Annotated in this window: 15 protein-coding genes and 1 riboswitch; of the genes, 9 read left to right on the top strand and 6 right to left on the bottom strand. The window is 42.8% G+C overall.

Annotated elements, in window-relative coordinates; genetic code table 11:
- The first annotated feature begins 158 nt into the window (after positions 1-158).
- Positions 159-1,367: an MFS transporter gene (locus tag NSQ83_RS03415; protein WP_076458497.1), complete on the top strand. Its 1,209-nt coding sequence runs from the start codon at positions 159-161 to the stop codon at positions 1,365-1,367.
- Positions 1,368-1,402: 35 nt separating this feature from the next.
- Here the strand turns inward: NSQ83_RS03415 and NSQ83_RS03420 are convergent, their stop codons facing one another.
- A complete protein-coding gene (locus NSQ83_RS03420) occupies positions 1,403-2,140 on the bottom strand; it encodes a sulfite exporter TauE/SafE family protein (protein ID WP_003234130.1) in 738 nt (245 codons plus the stop codon).
- 248 nt (positions 2,141-2,388) lie between these two features.
- Here NSQ83_RS03420 and NSQ83_RS03425 point away from each other — a divergent pair, with 248 nt between their 5' ends.
- The 3 genes from NSQ83_RS03425 to NSQ83_RS03435 all read left to right on the top strand — a co-directional run bounded on the left by NSQ83_RS03425 (position 2,389) and on the right by NSQ83_RS03435 (position 5,800).
- A complete protein-coding gene (locus tag NSQ83_RS03425; protein WP_003234129.1) occupies positions 2,389-3,063 on the top strand; it encodes a GntR family transcriptional regulator in 675 nt (224 codons plus the stop codon).
- A gap of 126 nt (positions 3,064-3,189) precedes the next feature.
- Positions 3,190-4,452, top strand: coding sequence for a glycoside hydrolase family 18 protein (locus NSQ83_RS03430; protein WP_024571334.1), 1,263 nt, complete (start codon positions 3,190-3,192; stop codon positions 4,450-4,452).
- 160 nt (positions 4,453-4,612) lie between these two features.
- Positions 4,613-5,800, top strand: coding sequence for a glycosyltransferase (locus tag NSQ83_RS03435; RefSeq protein WP_038427454.1), 1,188 nt, complete (start codon positions 4,613-4,615; stop codon positions 5,798-5,800).
- 38 nt (positions 5,801-5,838) lie between these two features.
- On the opposite strand, the gene NSQ83_RS03440 is transcribed toward NSQ83_RS03435, so the two are convergent.
- Both NSQ83_RS03440 and phoB read right to left on the bottom strand, forming a co-directional pair.
- Positions 5,839-6,549 carry a membrane lipoprotein lipid attachment site-containing protein gene (locus NSQ83_RS03440; protein WP_038427455.1) on the bottom strand — a complete coding sequence of 237 codons (711 nt, stop codon included), beginning with the start codon at positions 6,547-6,549 and terminating at the stop codon, positions 5,839-5,841.
- A 65-nt stretch (positions 6,550-6,614) separates the two neighbouring features.
- Positions 6,615-8,003, bottom strand: a complete 1,389-nt coding sequence (gene phoB / locus NSQ83_RS03445) for an alkaline phosphatase PhoB (RefSeq protein WP_198879004.1) — start codon at positions 8,001-8,003, stop codon at positions 6,615-6,617.
- Between the two features lie 331 nt (positions 8,004-8,334).
- On the opposite strand from phoB, the gene fra reads away from it, so the two are divergent.
- A complete protein-coding gene (gene fra, locus NSQ83_RS03450) occupies positions 8,335-8,706 on the top strand; it encodes an iron chaperone frataxin (protein WP_015252695.1) in 372 nt (123 codons plus the stop codon).
- Positions 8,707-8,786: 80 nt separating this feature from the next.
- Here the strand turns inward: fra and NSQ83_RS03455 are convergent, their stop codons facing one another.
- Both NSQ83_RS03455 and NSQ83_RS03460 read right to left on the bottom strand, forming a co-directional pair.
- Complete coding sequence (locus tag NSQ83_RS03455) at positions 8,787-9,284, bottom strand: YdhH/YoaO family protein (protein WP_198879005.1); 498 nt, start codon at positions 9,282-9,284, stop codon at positions 8,787-8,789.
- Between the two features lie 17 nt (positions 9,285-9,301).
- Positions 9,302-9,781 (bottom strand): GNAT family N-acetyltransferase, encoded by a 480-nt coding sequence (locus NSQ83_RS03460; RefSeq protein ID WP_198879006.1) that lies wholly within the window; start codon positions 9,779-9,781, stop codon positions 9,302-9,304.
- Between the two features lie 86 nt (positions 9,782-9,867).
- Between NSQ83_RS03460 and NSQ83_RS03465 the strand changes: the two genes are divergently transcribed.
- Both NSQ83_RS03465 and NSQ83_RS03470 read left to right on the top strand, forming a co-directional pair.
- Entirely contained in the window at positions 9,868-10,845 is a 978-nt protein-coding gene (locus tag NSQ83_RS03465) for an HD domain-containing protein (RefSeq protein WP_198879007.1), read from the top strand.
- A 141-nt stretch (positions 10,846-10,986) separates the two neighbouring features.
- Positions 10,987-11,607, top strand: a complete 621-nt coding sequence (locus tag NSQ83_RS03470) for a YdhK family protein (protein WP_198879008.1) — start codon at positions 10,987-10,989, stop codon at positions 11,605-11,607.
- A gap of 12 nt (positions 11,608-11,619) precedes the next feature.
- Here NSQ83_RS03470 and pbuE read toward each other — a convergent pair whose 3' ends face one another.
- A complete protein-coding gene (pbuE, locus tag NSQ83_RS03475; protein WP_003234105.1) occupies positions 11,620-12,786 on the bottom strand; it encodes a purine transporter PbuE in 1,167 nt (388 codons plus the stop codon).
- A 55-nt stretch (positions 12,787-12,841) separates the two neighbouring features.
- Positions 12,842-12,941, bottom strand: a riboswitch (purine riboswitch).
- A gap of 176 nt (positions 12,942-13,117) precedes the next feature.
- Here pbuE and NSQ83_RS03480 point away from each other — a divergent pair.
- Both NSQ83_RS03480 and NSQ83_RS03485 read left to right on the top strand, forming a co-directional pair.
- Positions 13,118-13,429, top strand: a complete 312-nt coding sequence (locus NSQ83_RS03480; protein WP_014475989.1) for a PTS sugar transporter subunit IIB — start codon at positions 13,118-13,120, stop codon at positions 13,427-13,429.
- On the top strand, positions 13,429-13,761 hold the full coding sequence (locus NSQ83_RS03485) for a PTS lactose/cellobiose transporter subunit IIA (protein ID WP_003234101.1): 333 nt from the start codon (positions 13,429-13,431) through the stop codon (positions 13,759-13,761). Before NSQ83_RS03480 ends, NSQ83_RS03485 begins: the two co-directional genes overlap by 1 nt.
- Positions 13,762-13,764: the final 3 nt, after the last annotated feature.

Here is a 13,764-nt window from a genome sequence, read left to right on the forward strand (position 1 = left end):
TATAGGTGTTCGGAATATCACTTTGCCGAGCCCATGCTCAAGCGGCTTTCACAGGCTGAAAGTTATGATACAATATACAAATGTTTCACAGCTTCAATCCATTGTTGGAGCTGACATCCATTATATAAGGGACTAGGTTGAAGGGAAGGTTTGATAACATGCTGCACAATCCAACTGGAAAAGAACGCTTGGCACTAGCGTTTCTGCTCGGCATGCTTGCTATATTGGGCCCGCTTAATATAGATATGTATTTGCCAAGTTTTCCTGAAATCGCGAAAGATTTATCAGCAAGTGCTTCACTTGTTCAGTTAAGTTTAACAGCCTGTCTGGTCGGACTTACGATCGGCCAGCTGATTGTCGGGCCGGTCAGCGATGCGCAGGGAAGACGAAAACCGCTATTAATCTGTATTTTTTTATTTGCGTTATCTTCTCTGTTTTGTGCACTGTCGCCCAATATAACAACTTTAGTGGCTGCGCGTTTTTTACAGGGCTTCACTGCTTCTGCAGGGCTTGTGCTGTCTCGCGCAATCGTCCGCGATGTGTTTACCGGAAGAGAGCTTTCTAAATTTTTCTCGCTGTTAATGGTCATTACCGCGGTGGCGCCAATGGTTGCGCCTATGACAGGCGGTGCCATTTTGCTTTTGCCGTTCGCAACGTGGCATACAATTTTTCACGTCCTCATGATCATCGGATTTTTACTAGTTCTTCTGATTGCATTGAGGTTAAAAGAAACGCTTCCGCCGGAAAAACGGATTCCAAGCTCAATCGGAACATCCGTCAAAACGATGGGCAGCCTGCTGAAGGATCGATCCTTTATGGGGTACGCGTTAACTGTCGGATTTATTCACGGGGGAAGCTTTGCATATGTGTCTGGTACGCCTTTTGTATACCAGGATATCTACGGGGTGTCTCCGCAGGTATTTAGTATTCTTTTTGGCATTAACGGGCTGGCGATTATATCGGGCAGCTTTATCATCGGACGCTTTGGCGGAATCATTCATGAAAAAAGCCTGCTTCGTATAGCGGTCATTACGGCTGTGATTGCGACGGCTGTGCTATTAACCATGACCATGATTCACGGTCCTCTTGCTACATTAGTCATATCCATTTTCGTTTACATGATTACGATCGGCATGGTTCTGACCAGCACGTTTACCTTGGCCATGGAAAAGCAGGGGCACCGCGCCGGAAGTGCAAGTGCGCTGCTTGGGATGCTCCCGCTGCTCCTCGGTTCAATCGTGTCGCCACTTGTAGGCATTAATGAGACAACAGCCGTTCCGATGGGAGCGATCATGTTTGTAACAGCAGTCATCGGCTCACTGGCGTTTTTTGGATTAACGAAAGAACGAGTAGGGCAGAATTCATAAAAAAACCTGACATGACGTCAGGTTTTTTGTTTTATTTAGAATAACAACAGCAGGCCTGCAATCGCCGGAGTCAAAAAGATGGCTGATTTCAAAACCACCTTTGGCATGAGGTTGGTGAATTTCGCTCCTACATAGGCACCGCACATTGTCCCGACCAGAACTTTGACAAGCAAAACGTAATCAACAAAACCTTCTGTGATATATCCGATGCCTCCACCTACAGCCAGAGGGATGATCACAAGCATCGTCGTTCCGACAGAATGGCGAATGGACAGATTCAGCATAATCATTAATCCGATTTGAATAAAAGGTGCCGACCCGATGCCGAATGTGCCGGAAAGAACGCCGGCTGCAATTCCTAAGATGACCGCTCTCGTATAAGTTGAAAGAGTGCTTTGATTCACTTGAGCCTTCTCTTTTAAAATAAATAATCTGATTAAAATGAGAATTGCTGATAAAAATAACATTCCAGCCGTCAAATAATGAAGCAAATCAGCCGGAATAAAAGATGTCAGCTTGGCGCCGAAAAATGAGCCAACCGCAGCAAAGCCTCCGACTATTAAGCCGATTTTCATTTGAATGTTTCCCTCGCGATAGTGGCTGTATGCCCCTGATAAGCTTGTAAAAGCCATGCCGGCAAGTGAAGTGCCTAAAGCCGTATGAATCGGGATATGGAAAAGAAGCGTTAAAAGGGCAATGACAAAGCCGGCTCCACCGGCGCCAATAAAGCCTAAAATAATTCCTAGAAGAAACATAACAAGAATAATGAGCATATTTATTCCTCCATTGAAAAGATGTAAAAATGTAATCGTACGCTATTCTGGCGGAGGTATGGTGTCCTATTGACGAAGAAAAACACGCCGTTTTTTCAGTTGCCAGTAGTCCGTCGACCGTCGTTCAGCAAACATATCGTACCTCAAATTCAGGGTTCTGACAAGGCAGTTTGTTGCTTCCCATTACCATCTGTTATATGATTTTGATGAAGAAAAGCCCTTGAATATATTCAAAAGAGGTATTATATATGGACGATTTTAAATTAGATAAGCCGACTCCCTACTACCTGCAATTTTATAACCAGCTAAAAAAAATGATCTTCAACGGGACTTTTAAGCCTGGGGAACGGATAAACGAAACACAGCTGGCGAAAAGCTTTGGCGTCAGCCGCTCTCCGATAAGGGAAGCCATGCGATTGCTTGAGAAAGATGGTTTGTTAAAAGCGGATGACCGAAATGGATTTTCGATCACGTCATTAACGGCAAAAGATGTAGATGAGATTTATAAAATCAGAATTCCGCTGGAGCAGCTGGCAGTCGAATTAGTCATAGACGAAGCGGACGAAGAAGAGCTGACCATACTCGAAAAACAGCTTGAAGAAACAGAGAAAGCCATTCACAACGGCACGGAAGATACGGAAATCATTCGTTTAAACCAAAAATTTCATGAGCTGCTGGTTGATTTCAGCCATAACAGACATTTGAAAAATTTGCTTGAGCATGTAAATGATCTGATTCATTTTTGCAGAATCCTTAATTATACCGGCGACCACCGTGCAGAAACGATACTGCGTGAGCACCGCAGGATATTTGAAGAAGTGAAAAAGAAAAACAAAGAAGCAGCCAAACAGCATGTGCTGGCTCATTTCAATCATGACTGTGAGCATTTGAAGCATGTGCTTGAAGAAGGTAAAGAGAATTGATTTCTATGATCCGGTACCAAGGGGGAGCAGAACCCTTGGTATTTTTTTATGTATTCACCACATATCTAAGAGGCCCCGTTAATAAGATTTTATGATGGTTTGACTAACGAATAATGGGGGTTAAACATGTTTATCCATATCGTCGGGCCTGGTGATTCTTTGTTTTCGATAGGCAGAAGATACGGTGCTTCTGTTGATCAAATACGGGGTGTGAATGGTTTAGATGAAACGAATATCGTGCCGGGGCAGGCTCTGCTTATCCCTCTTTATGTATATACGGTTCAGCCGGGAGACACGCTGACCGCCATTGCGGCAAAAGCATTTGTTCCCTTAGAGCGGCTGCGGGCCGCAAACCCGGGCATCAGCCCAAATGCTTTACAAGCGGGAGCAAAAATAACGATTCCTTCGATCTCAAATTACATTGCGGGAACGTTAAGTTTTTATGTGCTTCGTAACCCAGACCTCGATCGGGAATTAATCAATGATTATGCGCCATACTCGTCTTCGATTTCGATTTTCGAATACCATATTGCACCGAACGGCGACATTGCAAACCAATTGAATGATGCGGCCGCTATTGAGACAACTTGGCAAAGGCGAGTCACGCCGCTGGCAACAATAACGAACCTTACATCAGGAGGCTTCAGTACGGAGATTGTTCACCAAGTACTGAACAATCCAACAGCGAGAACCAATCTGGTCAACAACATTTATAACTTAGTTTCCACAAGGGGATATGGGGGTGTCACAATCGATTTTGAGCAGGTGAGCGCCGCGGATCGCGATCTTTTCACTGGGTTTTTACGCCAGCTGAGAGATCGACTTCAGGCGGGAGGGTATGTGCTGACGATAGCTGTTCCTGCAAAAACAAGTGATAATATTCCATGGCTGAGAGGCTACGATTACGGGGGGATAGGAGCGGTTGTCAATTATATGTTTATCATGGCTTATGATTGGCATCATGCCGGAAGTGAGCCGGGTCCTGTAGCGCCGATTACTGAAATAAGGAGAACCATTGAGTTTACGATTGCGCAGGTGCCGAGCAGAAAAATCATTATCGGAGTCCCGCTCTACGGGTACGACTGGATCATCCCGTACCAGCCGGGCACAGTTGCTTCAGCGATTTCAAATCAAAACGCAATCGAAAGAGCGATGAGGTACCAAGCCCCGATACAATATTCAGCCGAATATCAATCACCGTTTTTCCGGTACAGTGATCAGCAGGGGCGGACGCATGAGGTATGGTTTGAGGATGTCAGGAGCATGAGCCGGAAGATGCAGATCGTCCGCGAATACAGATTGCAGGCTATTGGCGCTTGGCAGTTAACGCTGGGCTTTACACCGGGCCCATGGCTTCTGCGAAAATTTTTTACGATCAGAAAAGTGTAAAAAAAGACACCAGAGCTTGGGTGTCTTTTTTTTGATTAAGTCCAGAGCAGCAGAATAGTTCATTCATTTGTACCTTGCATGGGTTGTGTTCCCATTTTACGATTAGTAGTAGTCTGATCAAACAAAGAGTCAGAATACGATTTGAGAAGGAGTTGTCTACATGAAGACAGTATTGATTTTGAATTTTCCTGCGGAAGGCCATGTGAATCCTACCTTAGGCATTACAAAAGCGTTTTCCGATAAGGGATATGATGTCCATTATATATCCACTGAAAAATATAAAAAACGATTAGAAGCAGCGGGAGCAACGGTCCATCTTCACCGGGATCTGCTGCGAACGACACCTATTCATGTCGGTTCGCCCAATGGCATTCTTGATTTCGTGAAAATCCATATCAAAACGTCATTGGACATTTTACAGATTGTCAAAGACTTATCTAAGAGCATTCAATTTGATTTTGTTTATTATGATAAATTCGGCGCGGGGGAATTGGTGAGGGATTACTTAGATATTCCAGGGGTCTCTTCATCGGCGTCTTTCCTGTTTGGCGAGGAGCATCTGAAAATCCTGCCGCTGCATCCGGAGTCTGGAGCGCCGCTTGAATTGGATCAAGAGTGCGAAGACCTTTTGGCAAAAATGAAAGAAACGTACGGTGTTGCCCCGAAAAACCTGGTTCAATTCATGAACAATAAAGGGGAATTGAACGTAGTGTATACAAGCCGTTATTTTCAGCCAGAAAGTGATCGTTTCGGGGATGAATGTCTATTTATCGGGCCGAGCTTTCCAAAGAGAGCGGAAAAAACAGATTTCCCGATTGAACAGCTAAAAGATGAGAAGGTCATTTATATTTCAATGGGGACTGTACTGGATCATACAGAGGATTTCTTCAACCTTTGTATTGATGCATTTTCAGGCTTTAACGGAAAAGTCGTCATCGCTGCCGGAGAAAAAGCGGACCTGACCAAATTAAAGCAGGCGCCGGAAAACTTTATCATTGCTCCGTATGTCCCTCAGCTGGAAGTGCTGGAGCAATCGGATGTTTTCATTACACACGGCGGAATGAACAGCGTAAACGAAGGCATTCATTTCAGCGTGCCACTGGTTGTCATGCCTCATGACAAGGATCAGCCGATGGTGGCGCAGCGTCTCTCTGAACTCCATGCAGGCTATGTCATCTCTAAAGATGAAGTCAATGCCCAAATATTAAAACAGGCCGTAGATGAGGTTTTGCGCAACGATCAGTATACGGCAGGCATTAAAAAAATCAATCAAAGCTTCAAAGAATGTATGGACATGGAAGAAGTGATTGAGCGGATTGATGAGTTGATTCGCCAAAAAAACAAATAAGAAAAAGAACTCCCGTACCTTGTACGGGAGTTCTTCATTTAAAACTTGATTTTGATTTTTTGAGCATCACTGATTTTCTTATGGTTATGGTCAAAGACGTCACTTGTCGTGATTTCGATCCACTTGATCTCTTTTGTTTTCTTCTCCGCATCCGCGGCCTTATCATGAGCATGGCCGCTTGATGCGTTCACAATAAAGCCGAGATTTCCGGACTTTTCGGCCCCGCCTTCCAATTCGCCGTTTAACTCTTCAAGATAAATATCTTTGTTCCAATCAAAGGTTTCGCCCGTATTTGTTTTCATCAATGCAATCGGCGCAACATTTACTTTTTTTGAAGAGGTGTTCTTGATATCAACGAAAACCTTAACAAAATCAAACTCTTCATCGTGTGTTAACTCATGAAAGTAATCAATCATGCTGTAGTCCGGGCGCAAGTGGATCAGCTTCATTTCTTTTACTGTTAACTCCACGTCGCCAATCTTATAGGTTTTGTTCACTTGTTTGATATCTTTTAAGACAGCTTTTCCTTTATCATCTGAAAACGTTTGGCCGACCTTAAGCAATGACCGGTCATCAGTTACCTGGGAATTAGGCTGATAATTATCTGTGCTGTCCTTCTGGGATGAAGTGCTTTGCGGCTCAGCTTTTACTGTTTTCTCCCCGCCTGCATGCTGTTTTTCAGTACTGGCGTTTGATGAGCAGCCCGCAAGCATGATAGCAAAAACGAAAATTGAAAGAATTCTTCTCATGATGATTCCTCCATTAAAAAGAGATCCCGTTACTTCATACAAGCAACGGGACACCTTGTAATCTTTTACTTATCGTTAATCTTAATGTTGTATTGTAAAGCCTTGAAGACATTTTTGGCGATTTCTGTATTGTCGATTTGGCCGGCAAATGTCTCACTAGACGGACCGTATGCATAGACGGGAACATCTTCACCGGTATGTCCGCCTGTTGTCCATCCAGTGTGAGAGCGTTTATTAAAGATGTTCTCAATTGCGTTATCGATATCCAGTACTTCCTTCGATTTTGCCGCTTCTTCAACAGATTGAATTTCGGCTTTTGTTAAAGCCAATTTCTTTTGATCGATATATGTTTTCAAAGTTTTTTCAACATCCGCGCCGTCAGAGATCTTTTCTGCCATAAAGTCAGGTGTGCGCTTTGCGGCTTTAATGGGTTCACTGAACCAGTTGTAGATGCCGTCCGCACCGATGGAATATCCGCCGGTTGAGTGGTCAGCCGTTGCGACAACCAATGTGTGCTTGTCTTTTTTAGCGAAATCAATAGCCGCCTTATAAGCTTGTTCGAAGTCTTCCATCTCGCTCATGGCGCCGACGATATCATTGTCATGGCCCGCCCAGTCAATCTGGCTGCCTTCCACCATGAGGAAGAATCCGTCTTTATCCTTGTTTAATTTTTTAATGGCTGTGTTTGTCATATCTTTAAGTGATGGAATATCCTTCGTACGGTCAATCTTTTTAGGCAGGCCGCCGTCAGCGAATAGGCCGAGAACTTGGCTGTCTTTGTTTTTCAGCATGTCCTTGCGATCATCCACGTAGCTGTACCCCGCCTTTTTGAATTCCTTAATCAAATTACGGTCCTTACGGTCAAAATTGCTCTTTCCTCCGCCTAGAAGGACATCAATTTTGTGCTTGCCGTTGACCATCTCATCAAAATAATCATCCGCAATTGAGTTCATATTTTTTCGGCTGTGGTCGTGTGAACCAAAAGAGGCCGGAGTGGCGTGTGTAATTTCTGAAGTGGCCACAAGTCCTGTTGCTTTTCCTTTTTCTTTCGCAGCTTCAAGCACCGTTTTGGCTTCTGACCCGTCGTTATCAACGGCTATGGCATTATTGTATGTTTTAATTCCCGCAGACATAGCCGTTGCCGCCGCTGCAGAATCTGTTACATTTTGTTCAGGATCATCGGGGTAAGTTGTTTGCTGGCCGACAAGGTACTGATCAAAAGCCGTAGGCTCCACAACTTTTGTCTTTTTATTATCCTTTAAGTATCGATAAGCAGACGTATAAGACACACCCATACCATCACCAATCAGAACAATAACATTTTTAATTTCGTCGTGGTTCCCCTTTTTCTTTTCCTGGGCGCTGGCTTCAGGCACACTGCCGCTGGCTAAGCTGCTGAACGCAATTGATGTTAAAACCGCGATAGGCAGTAATTTCTTCGGGAATTTTTTCAACTGGATAACCTCCTAAATATAGATGAATCTCAATGACAACCCAATTATATTTTTAAACTGTTAAGCTAGTATTAATGGATTTTAAAGATTGGATTTACAAGAATAATGAACTGCTATCAAGAGAAAGGAAAGAGTGATAGTACTATAGAAATAAATTGGAGGAATAGATACTGGCCGTGGATAGGCGGACTGAAATCTGCTATAGTCGCATACAAACAACCCGCTTACATCTTGAACAATTTTAAGTATTATGTTGGAAAGAGGTATTGTGTAAGCACATGTCTGAGCAGTTCATATGGAGTGGCATCATTTTATTTTAGGAGGGAACAACATGGACGTTTTTTCTGAGTATTTAGCGGGGATTGATGACCCGTTCCACCGAGAAAGAACGGAAGAGGTGTTAACTTGGATAAAAAATAAATATCCAAATTTACATACAGAAATAAAATGGAACCAACCGATGTTTACGGATCACGGTACATTTATTATTGGCTTTAGTGTTTCTAAAAAGCATTTAGCTGTCGCTCCTGAAAAAGTAACGATAGCGCACGTAGAGGATGATATTGTGAAGGCCGGATATGATTACACCGAGCAGCTGATACGTATCCCTTGGAACGGTCCAGTTGATTACACGCTACTTGAGAAAATGATTGCGTTTAATATTCTGGACAAGGCGGAATGCTCCACTTTTTGGCGGAAATGAAAAAAGTAGAAAAGGCATAACATATGAGCTGTATAAAATATGCTATTCCTTTTCATTTGTCTATTTTTCGTTTTGATCATCTATTGCTGCTTTTCATCAAACAAGGTCTTTTCATTGAGCGTAAGCTGACTCGCAGAATAATGATTACCTTGTTTCCATTTCACTTCAATGGTTATATCATGGCCTTCAAGCTCATCTTCATCTAACCGCTCTAAAAAAGAAACAGACTTTTCCTTTGCGCTTCCATCACGAAAAGTGCCTCCGGAATAGTCACGCATTGGAATTTCTGTGTTAGAACTCAGCAGAACTTCATCATCTTTTTTTACAATCAGTGATTCCAAATAAGTGTTGTCTATTTCAATTGTATCACCGATCCAATAAAGTTTGCCGCTGTATTCATTCGGTGCATCTTCATTTTTTGTGAAAACAGCTTCCCAATTCTGATCTTTGCTTTCTCCCTGCCAATTCGGATACTCCAAACGAACATGATGAATCAGGTGATAGGAAAAAAAGATCAAGCAGAAAGCGATTAATAGGAATGCCGTGAAAATGAGAGGGTATTTATAATGACTGGACATAAAAGACTCCTATTCGTTTAATCAATTACCTTCGAAAATAGAATTTCATCCCGAATCAAAATGCCGTTTTCAGCCACCTCGGGAATCTCCGGCTTGAGTCGGCGCGCTTTTTCAACTGCGTTCGGAAACACTTCGGCGAATTGATAGCCTCTCTTTTGATAAAACGCAATCGCATGTACATTATCATTCGTTGTGATAAGCTTTATTCGTTGACAATGTGCATGTTTAGCCGTCTCTTCAACCTGCTGAAGTAAAGCTGTGCCGATTCCTTTATTTTCAATCATACTATCTAATGAAATAATTTCACAATCTTTCCCATCTATTGTGTATGTAATACAGCCAATGATTTTGCCGCTTTCATTTACTGCGGCAAATCCATCTAATTCATCACACCGAAAAATGCCGCTGGAGATCGCCATCTCGGGTGTACCCCAATGCTTGGCAAAAAAATCGGTCAACATCTGTTTCGATATCTCATTGTTTGGGATGATGTTCATCGTAACACTCCTCTATTGAAAGATTGCATGTGTACTATCAATATAAACAATATATAACAAAAAAAAATAGATGTTGAGGTGACGGCATGGAAATCAGCGATGTCATTTACGGGCACCACCATATAGACGGAGTGCTGGAAGAGCTTATCAAAAGCGCGCCTGTGCAAAGATTAAAAGGGATCTATCAAGGCGGAGCAAGCTTTTTAGTCAATCGAAGGTGGAATGTGACCAGGTATGAGCACTCCATCGGCGTGATGCTCCTCATCAAAAAGCTCGGAGGAACGATAGAAGAACAGATTGCAGGTCTGCTCCACGACGTATCACACACAGCTTTTTCTCATGTGGTTGACGTTGTCTTTGAAAATCAAGCAGAAGACTATCATGAAAACATCTTTCAACAAGTCATTGTTCACTCTGAAATCCCGGACATTCTACAAAAACACGGCTATCATACTGAAGAACTTTTATCTGACGATTCAAGGTGGACATTGCTCGAACAGCCCGCACCGGAGCTGTGTGCTGATCGGACAGACTATACGCTGCGTGATATGTACCGATATGGACACATTAGCCTGCACGAAGCGCAAACCTTTTTGGATCATCTTATTGTGAGAAACGGAAGGATGTTTCCTGATAGTATTGAAGCCGCCGAATGGTTTGTCAGTGTGTACTACAAGGAAGTGATTGATTTCTTTTTGAATCCCGTGAATGTATATGGATATGAATATTTAGCGCGAGCATTGAAGGCAGCGCTGCGGCATGATGTCATATCCGCAGAGGATCTGCTGAAAACGGACCAAGAGGTACAGAACATCCTGCGTGCATCAAAAAATGAAGAAGTCCTGAGCTTGCTTACATCCATTCATCCCGGCATACAAGTAATAGAGGATGACATCCAGTACGATTTCCATCAAAAGAAGAAAATGCGCCTAATCGATCCATCCATTTTTCTTGATGACAAATGGATCAAATCCTCAGATGTTTCTGAAAAGGTGAGGAAAATGGGTGAGGCCGCTTATCAAAAAGCAAAAAAAGGTGTGTATATTAAAATCTTAAATCAGTAATTGCCGCCTGACAGCGGCTTTTTTTATGTTTGGCTTTGCAAACAAAGGGGAATAGGACAAACTGCGGGAACGCTTTATGAGAATATCAGCGTATTTACATACCGTTCGGGGGTATAGTATTATCGAGAGGGCATGTTTTCATTGTCTGCGGGCAAAAGTTACAGGAAAAAAATGAAGCAAAGGAGAATGAACATGAAAATCTCTAAAAATGCACTGGGAATTCTGATGTTATCTCTTGTTTTAGTTTTATCAGCATGCGGCAATAACAACAGTACGAAAGAAAGCACACATGACAATCATTCAGACTCCTCATCACATGAAGAGATGGACCATTCCGGATCAGCTGACGTTCCAGAGGGATTACAGGAATCTAAAAATCCGAAATACAAAGTAGGCAGCGAAGTAATCATCAATACTTCTCATATGAAAGGCATGAAAGGTGCCGAAGCTACGGTAACAGGCGCCTATGATACAACGGCGTATGTGGTTTCTTATACTCCGACTAATGGGGGACAGCGTGTGGATCATCACAAATGGGTGATCCAAGAAGAAATCAAAGATGCTGGAGATAAAACGTTACAACCCGGAGATCAGGTGATTTTAGAGGCTTCTCATATGAAAGGCATGAAAGGAGCAACAGGCGAGATCGATTCCGCGGAAAAAACAACTGTATACATGGTTGACTATACATCGACAACAAGCGGCGAAAAAGTGAAAAACCACAAATGGGTCACCGAAGATGAGCTTTCAGCTAAATCATAAAAAATCCTCCTTTTACAAGGAGGATTTTTTTGCTGTCTGAACAGGTCTTGTTAAAGAAATGAAAGCAAACAGGACAGCGATGATCACAATTGATCCGCCGCACCATGCTGTTGACACCACAGTACCCGTCTGATCCAAAACAACACCGCCAATGGCTGAGCCAAGGGCAATTCCGACTTGGAGGGCCGATGTGTTAAAGCTTTGCTGAATGTCAGACGAATCAGGTGCAATTTCAATTAAATAGCTTTGCTGAGCCGGGGCGAGGCTCCAGCTCAGAAGACCCCAAATCACCATGACAGGCAAAAAGAAAATCATAGACGATGTAGACAGCGGCAGTAAGAACATAATGATGGCAAAGGAACCGGTCACCAGCAAAATGCTCTTAAAGGAACCAAGCCGGTCAGATAGCGCTCCTCCGAAAGGGCCTCCGCATACAGCAGATATCCCGAACAGGAAATAACAAATGCTGACCCAGAAAGAGCTCAGGTGAAGAGTCTCTTCTAAAAACGGCGCAAAGTAAGCGTATAGCGTGTAGTGGCCAGCTAATGTAAACATCGTGACGAGGTGTGAACTCGCGATTTTCAGATTACCGATCGTCTTGAGCTGTTCCCGGAAAGGAATCATTTTCTCCGCCGGTATTCTTTCAAAGAAGATTGAAATAATCAGCATGGAGATCAGCGCCAACAGGCCGATGCCAAGGAACAAAATCCGCCACCCGAAGGAATCGCTGATTAAGATTCCGAGCGGCACGCCTAATGCGATAGCAGAGCTGAAACCCATAAAAATAATTCCGATTGCGCGGGCTCTGTATTCAGGCGCTACAATTTTCGGGGCAATTGTTAAAGAAAGCACAACAATCAGCCCTGTACTCATTGCTGCCAATACCCTAGATACCATCAGTGTTGCGAAATTAGGGCTGAAATAGGCGACAAGATTGCTAAGGAAGAAAACAAATAAAGCAATTAGATATAAGCGCTTCCGCTCAATCTTCGCAGTCAATGCCAAAAGCAGCGGCCCAGATACTGCATATCCCAGCGCAAACACACTGATCAGCTGTCCGGCTGAAACAATGGAAATGTCTAAATCATTTGCGATCTGAGGAAGAATTCCTCCCACAATTAACTCAACCAATCCGACTGCAATCGTAGAAGCTGCAAGCAGGAAAACTTTGAAATTCATAACAAACTCCTTTACTTAAATGTTTTGATAAATAAAAAAAATCCTGATTACAAAAAATGTCATAAACAAATTTTGTAATCAGGATTTTACGGTTCCTGGTAGACACCCTCAAACCATATTATTGAGGTTATACAAGTGATAATAGCTATTTAATTGATTCGTTTCCGTTGATGAGTGTACCACATTATGAATGAATCTTCCATAGAAAAATTTACAAAGTAATGAACCGGACAAGTATATGATTATATTTATTTTATAAAAGTATAGACATTTAAAAATAAATGACTATAATAATCTATGTAAGCGTTTTAATAACAAGGGGGGATAGCAGTTGAAAAAAATATTACTCGCGTGCAGTTCAGGAATGTCTACCAGTTTATTGGTGACAAAAATGAAGGAATACGCACAGTCTATCGGTGAGGAAGCGGAGATTTGGGCTGTTGGCCAGGATAAAGCAAAAGAAGACATGAGAAAAGCGGATGCCGTTTTGATCGGTCCGCAAATGAGCTTTCTGAAAAGCGAACTCCAAAAAGAAGCGGATCAATACAACATTCGGGTTGAAGTCATTGACATGATGGCCTACGGAATGGCAGATGGGAAAAAAGCGTATGAGCAGGCATTGTCCTTAATGGTGAATCAATAATGGAACAGATGAAAATCACGAATTTAACAGACGAGCAAATCAGTTTTCAGCTAATCCTGCACAGCGGAAATGCCCGAAGCTGCATCATACAATCACTGCGCGCCTACAAAGAAGGGAACAAGGACGAGGCTGATGCCCTCATTGCCAAGGCTGAGCATGATTTATCCGCGGCCCATGACATTCACTTTCAAATGATACAGAAGGAATCCGGCGGAGAAGCAACAGCTTTTTCATTGCTGCTTATGCATGCAGAGGATCATCTGATGTCAACATTATCCATGAAAGAATTAGTGAAAGAGATGCTTGATCTCTTTAAAACCAAGAATCTATAAATA

Source organism: Bacillus sp. PS217 (assembly GCF_037963535.1).
In the GTDB taxonomy this organism is placed as follows: domain Bacteria; phylum Bacillota; class Bacilli; order Bacillales; family Bacillaceae; genus Bacillus; species Bacillus subtilis.

Coding starts and splice junctions, on each gene's coding strand:
- NSQ83_RS03415 (WP_076458497.1), top strand. CDS start 159: ATGCTGCACAATCCAACTGGAAAAGAACGCTTGGCACTAGCGTTTCTG.
- NSQ83_RS03420 (WP_003234130.1), bottom strand. CDS start 2,140: ATGCTCATTATTCTTGTTATGTTTCTTCTAGGAATTATTTTAGGCTTT.
- NSQ83_RS03425 (WP_003234129.1), top strand. CDS start 2,389: ATGGACGATTTTAAATTAGATAAGCCGACTCCCTACTACCTGCAATTT.
- NSQ83_RS03430 (WP_024571334.1), top strand. CDS start 3,190: ATGTTTATCCATATCGTCGGGCCTGGTGATTCTTTGTTTTCGATAGGC.
- NSQ83_RS03435 (WP_038427454.1), top strand. CDS start 4,613: ATGAAGACAGTATTGATTTTGAATTTTCCTGCGGAAGGCCATGTGAAT.
- NSQ83_RS03440 (WP_038427455.1), bottom strand. CDS start 6,549: ATGAGAAGAATTCTTTCAATTTTCGTTTTTGCTATCATGCTTGCGGGC.
- fra (WP_015252695.1), top strand. CDS start 8,335: ATGGACGTTTTTTCTGAGTATTTAGCGGGGATTGATGACCCGTTCCAC.
- NSQ83_RS03455 (WP_198879005.1), bottom strand. CDS start 9,284: ATGTCCAGTCATTATAAATACCCTCTCATTTTCACGGCATTCCTATTA.
- NSQ83_RS03460 (WP_198879006.1), bottom strand. CDS start 9,781: ATGAACATCATCCCAAACAATGAGATATCGAAACAGATGTTGACCGAT.
- NSQ83_RS03465 (WP_198879007.1), top strand. CDS start 9,868: ATGGAAATCAGCGATGTCATTTACGGGCACCACCATATAGACGGAGTG.
- pbuE (WP_003234105.1), bottom strand. CDS start 12,786: ATGAATTTCAAAGTTTTCCTGCTTGCAGCTTCTACGATTGCAGTCGGA.
- NSQ83_RS03485 (WP_003234101.1), top strand. CDS start 13,429: ATGGAACAGATGAAAATCACGAATTTAACAGACGAGCAAATCAGTTTT.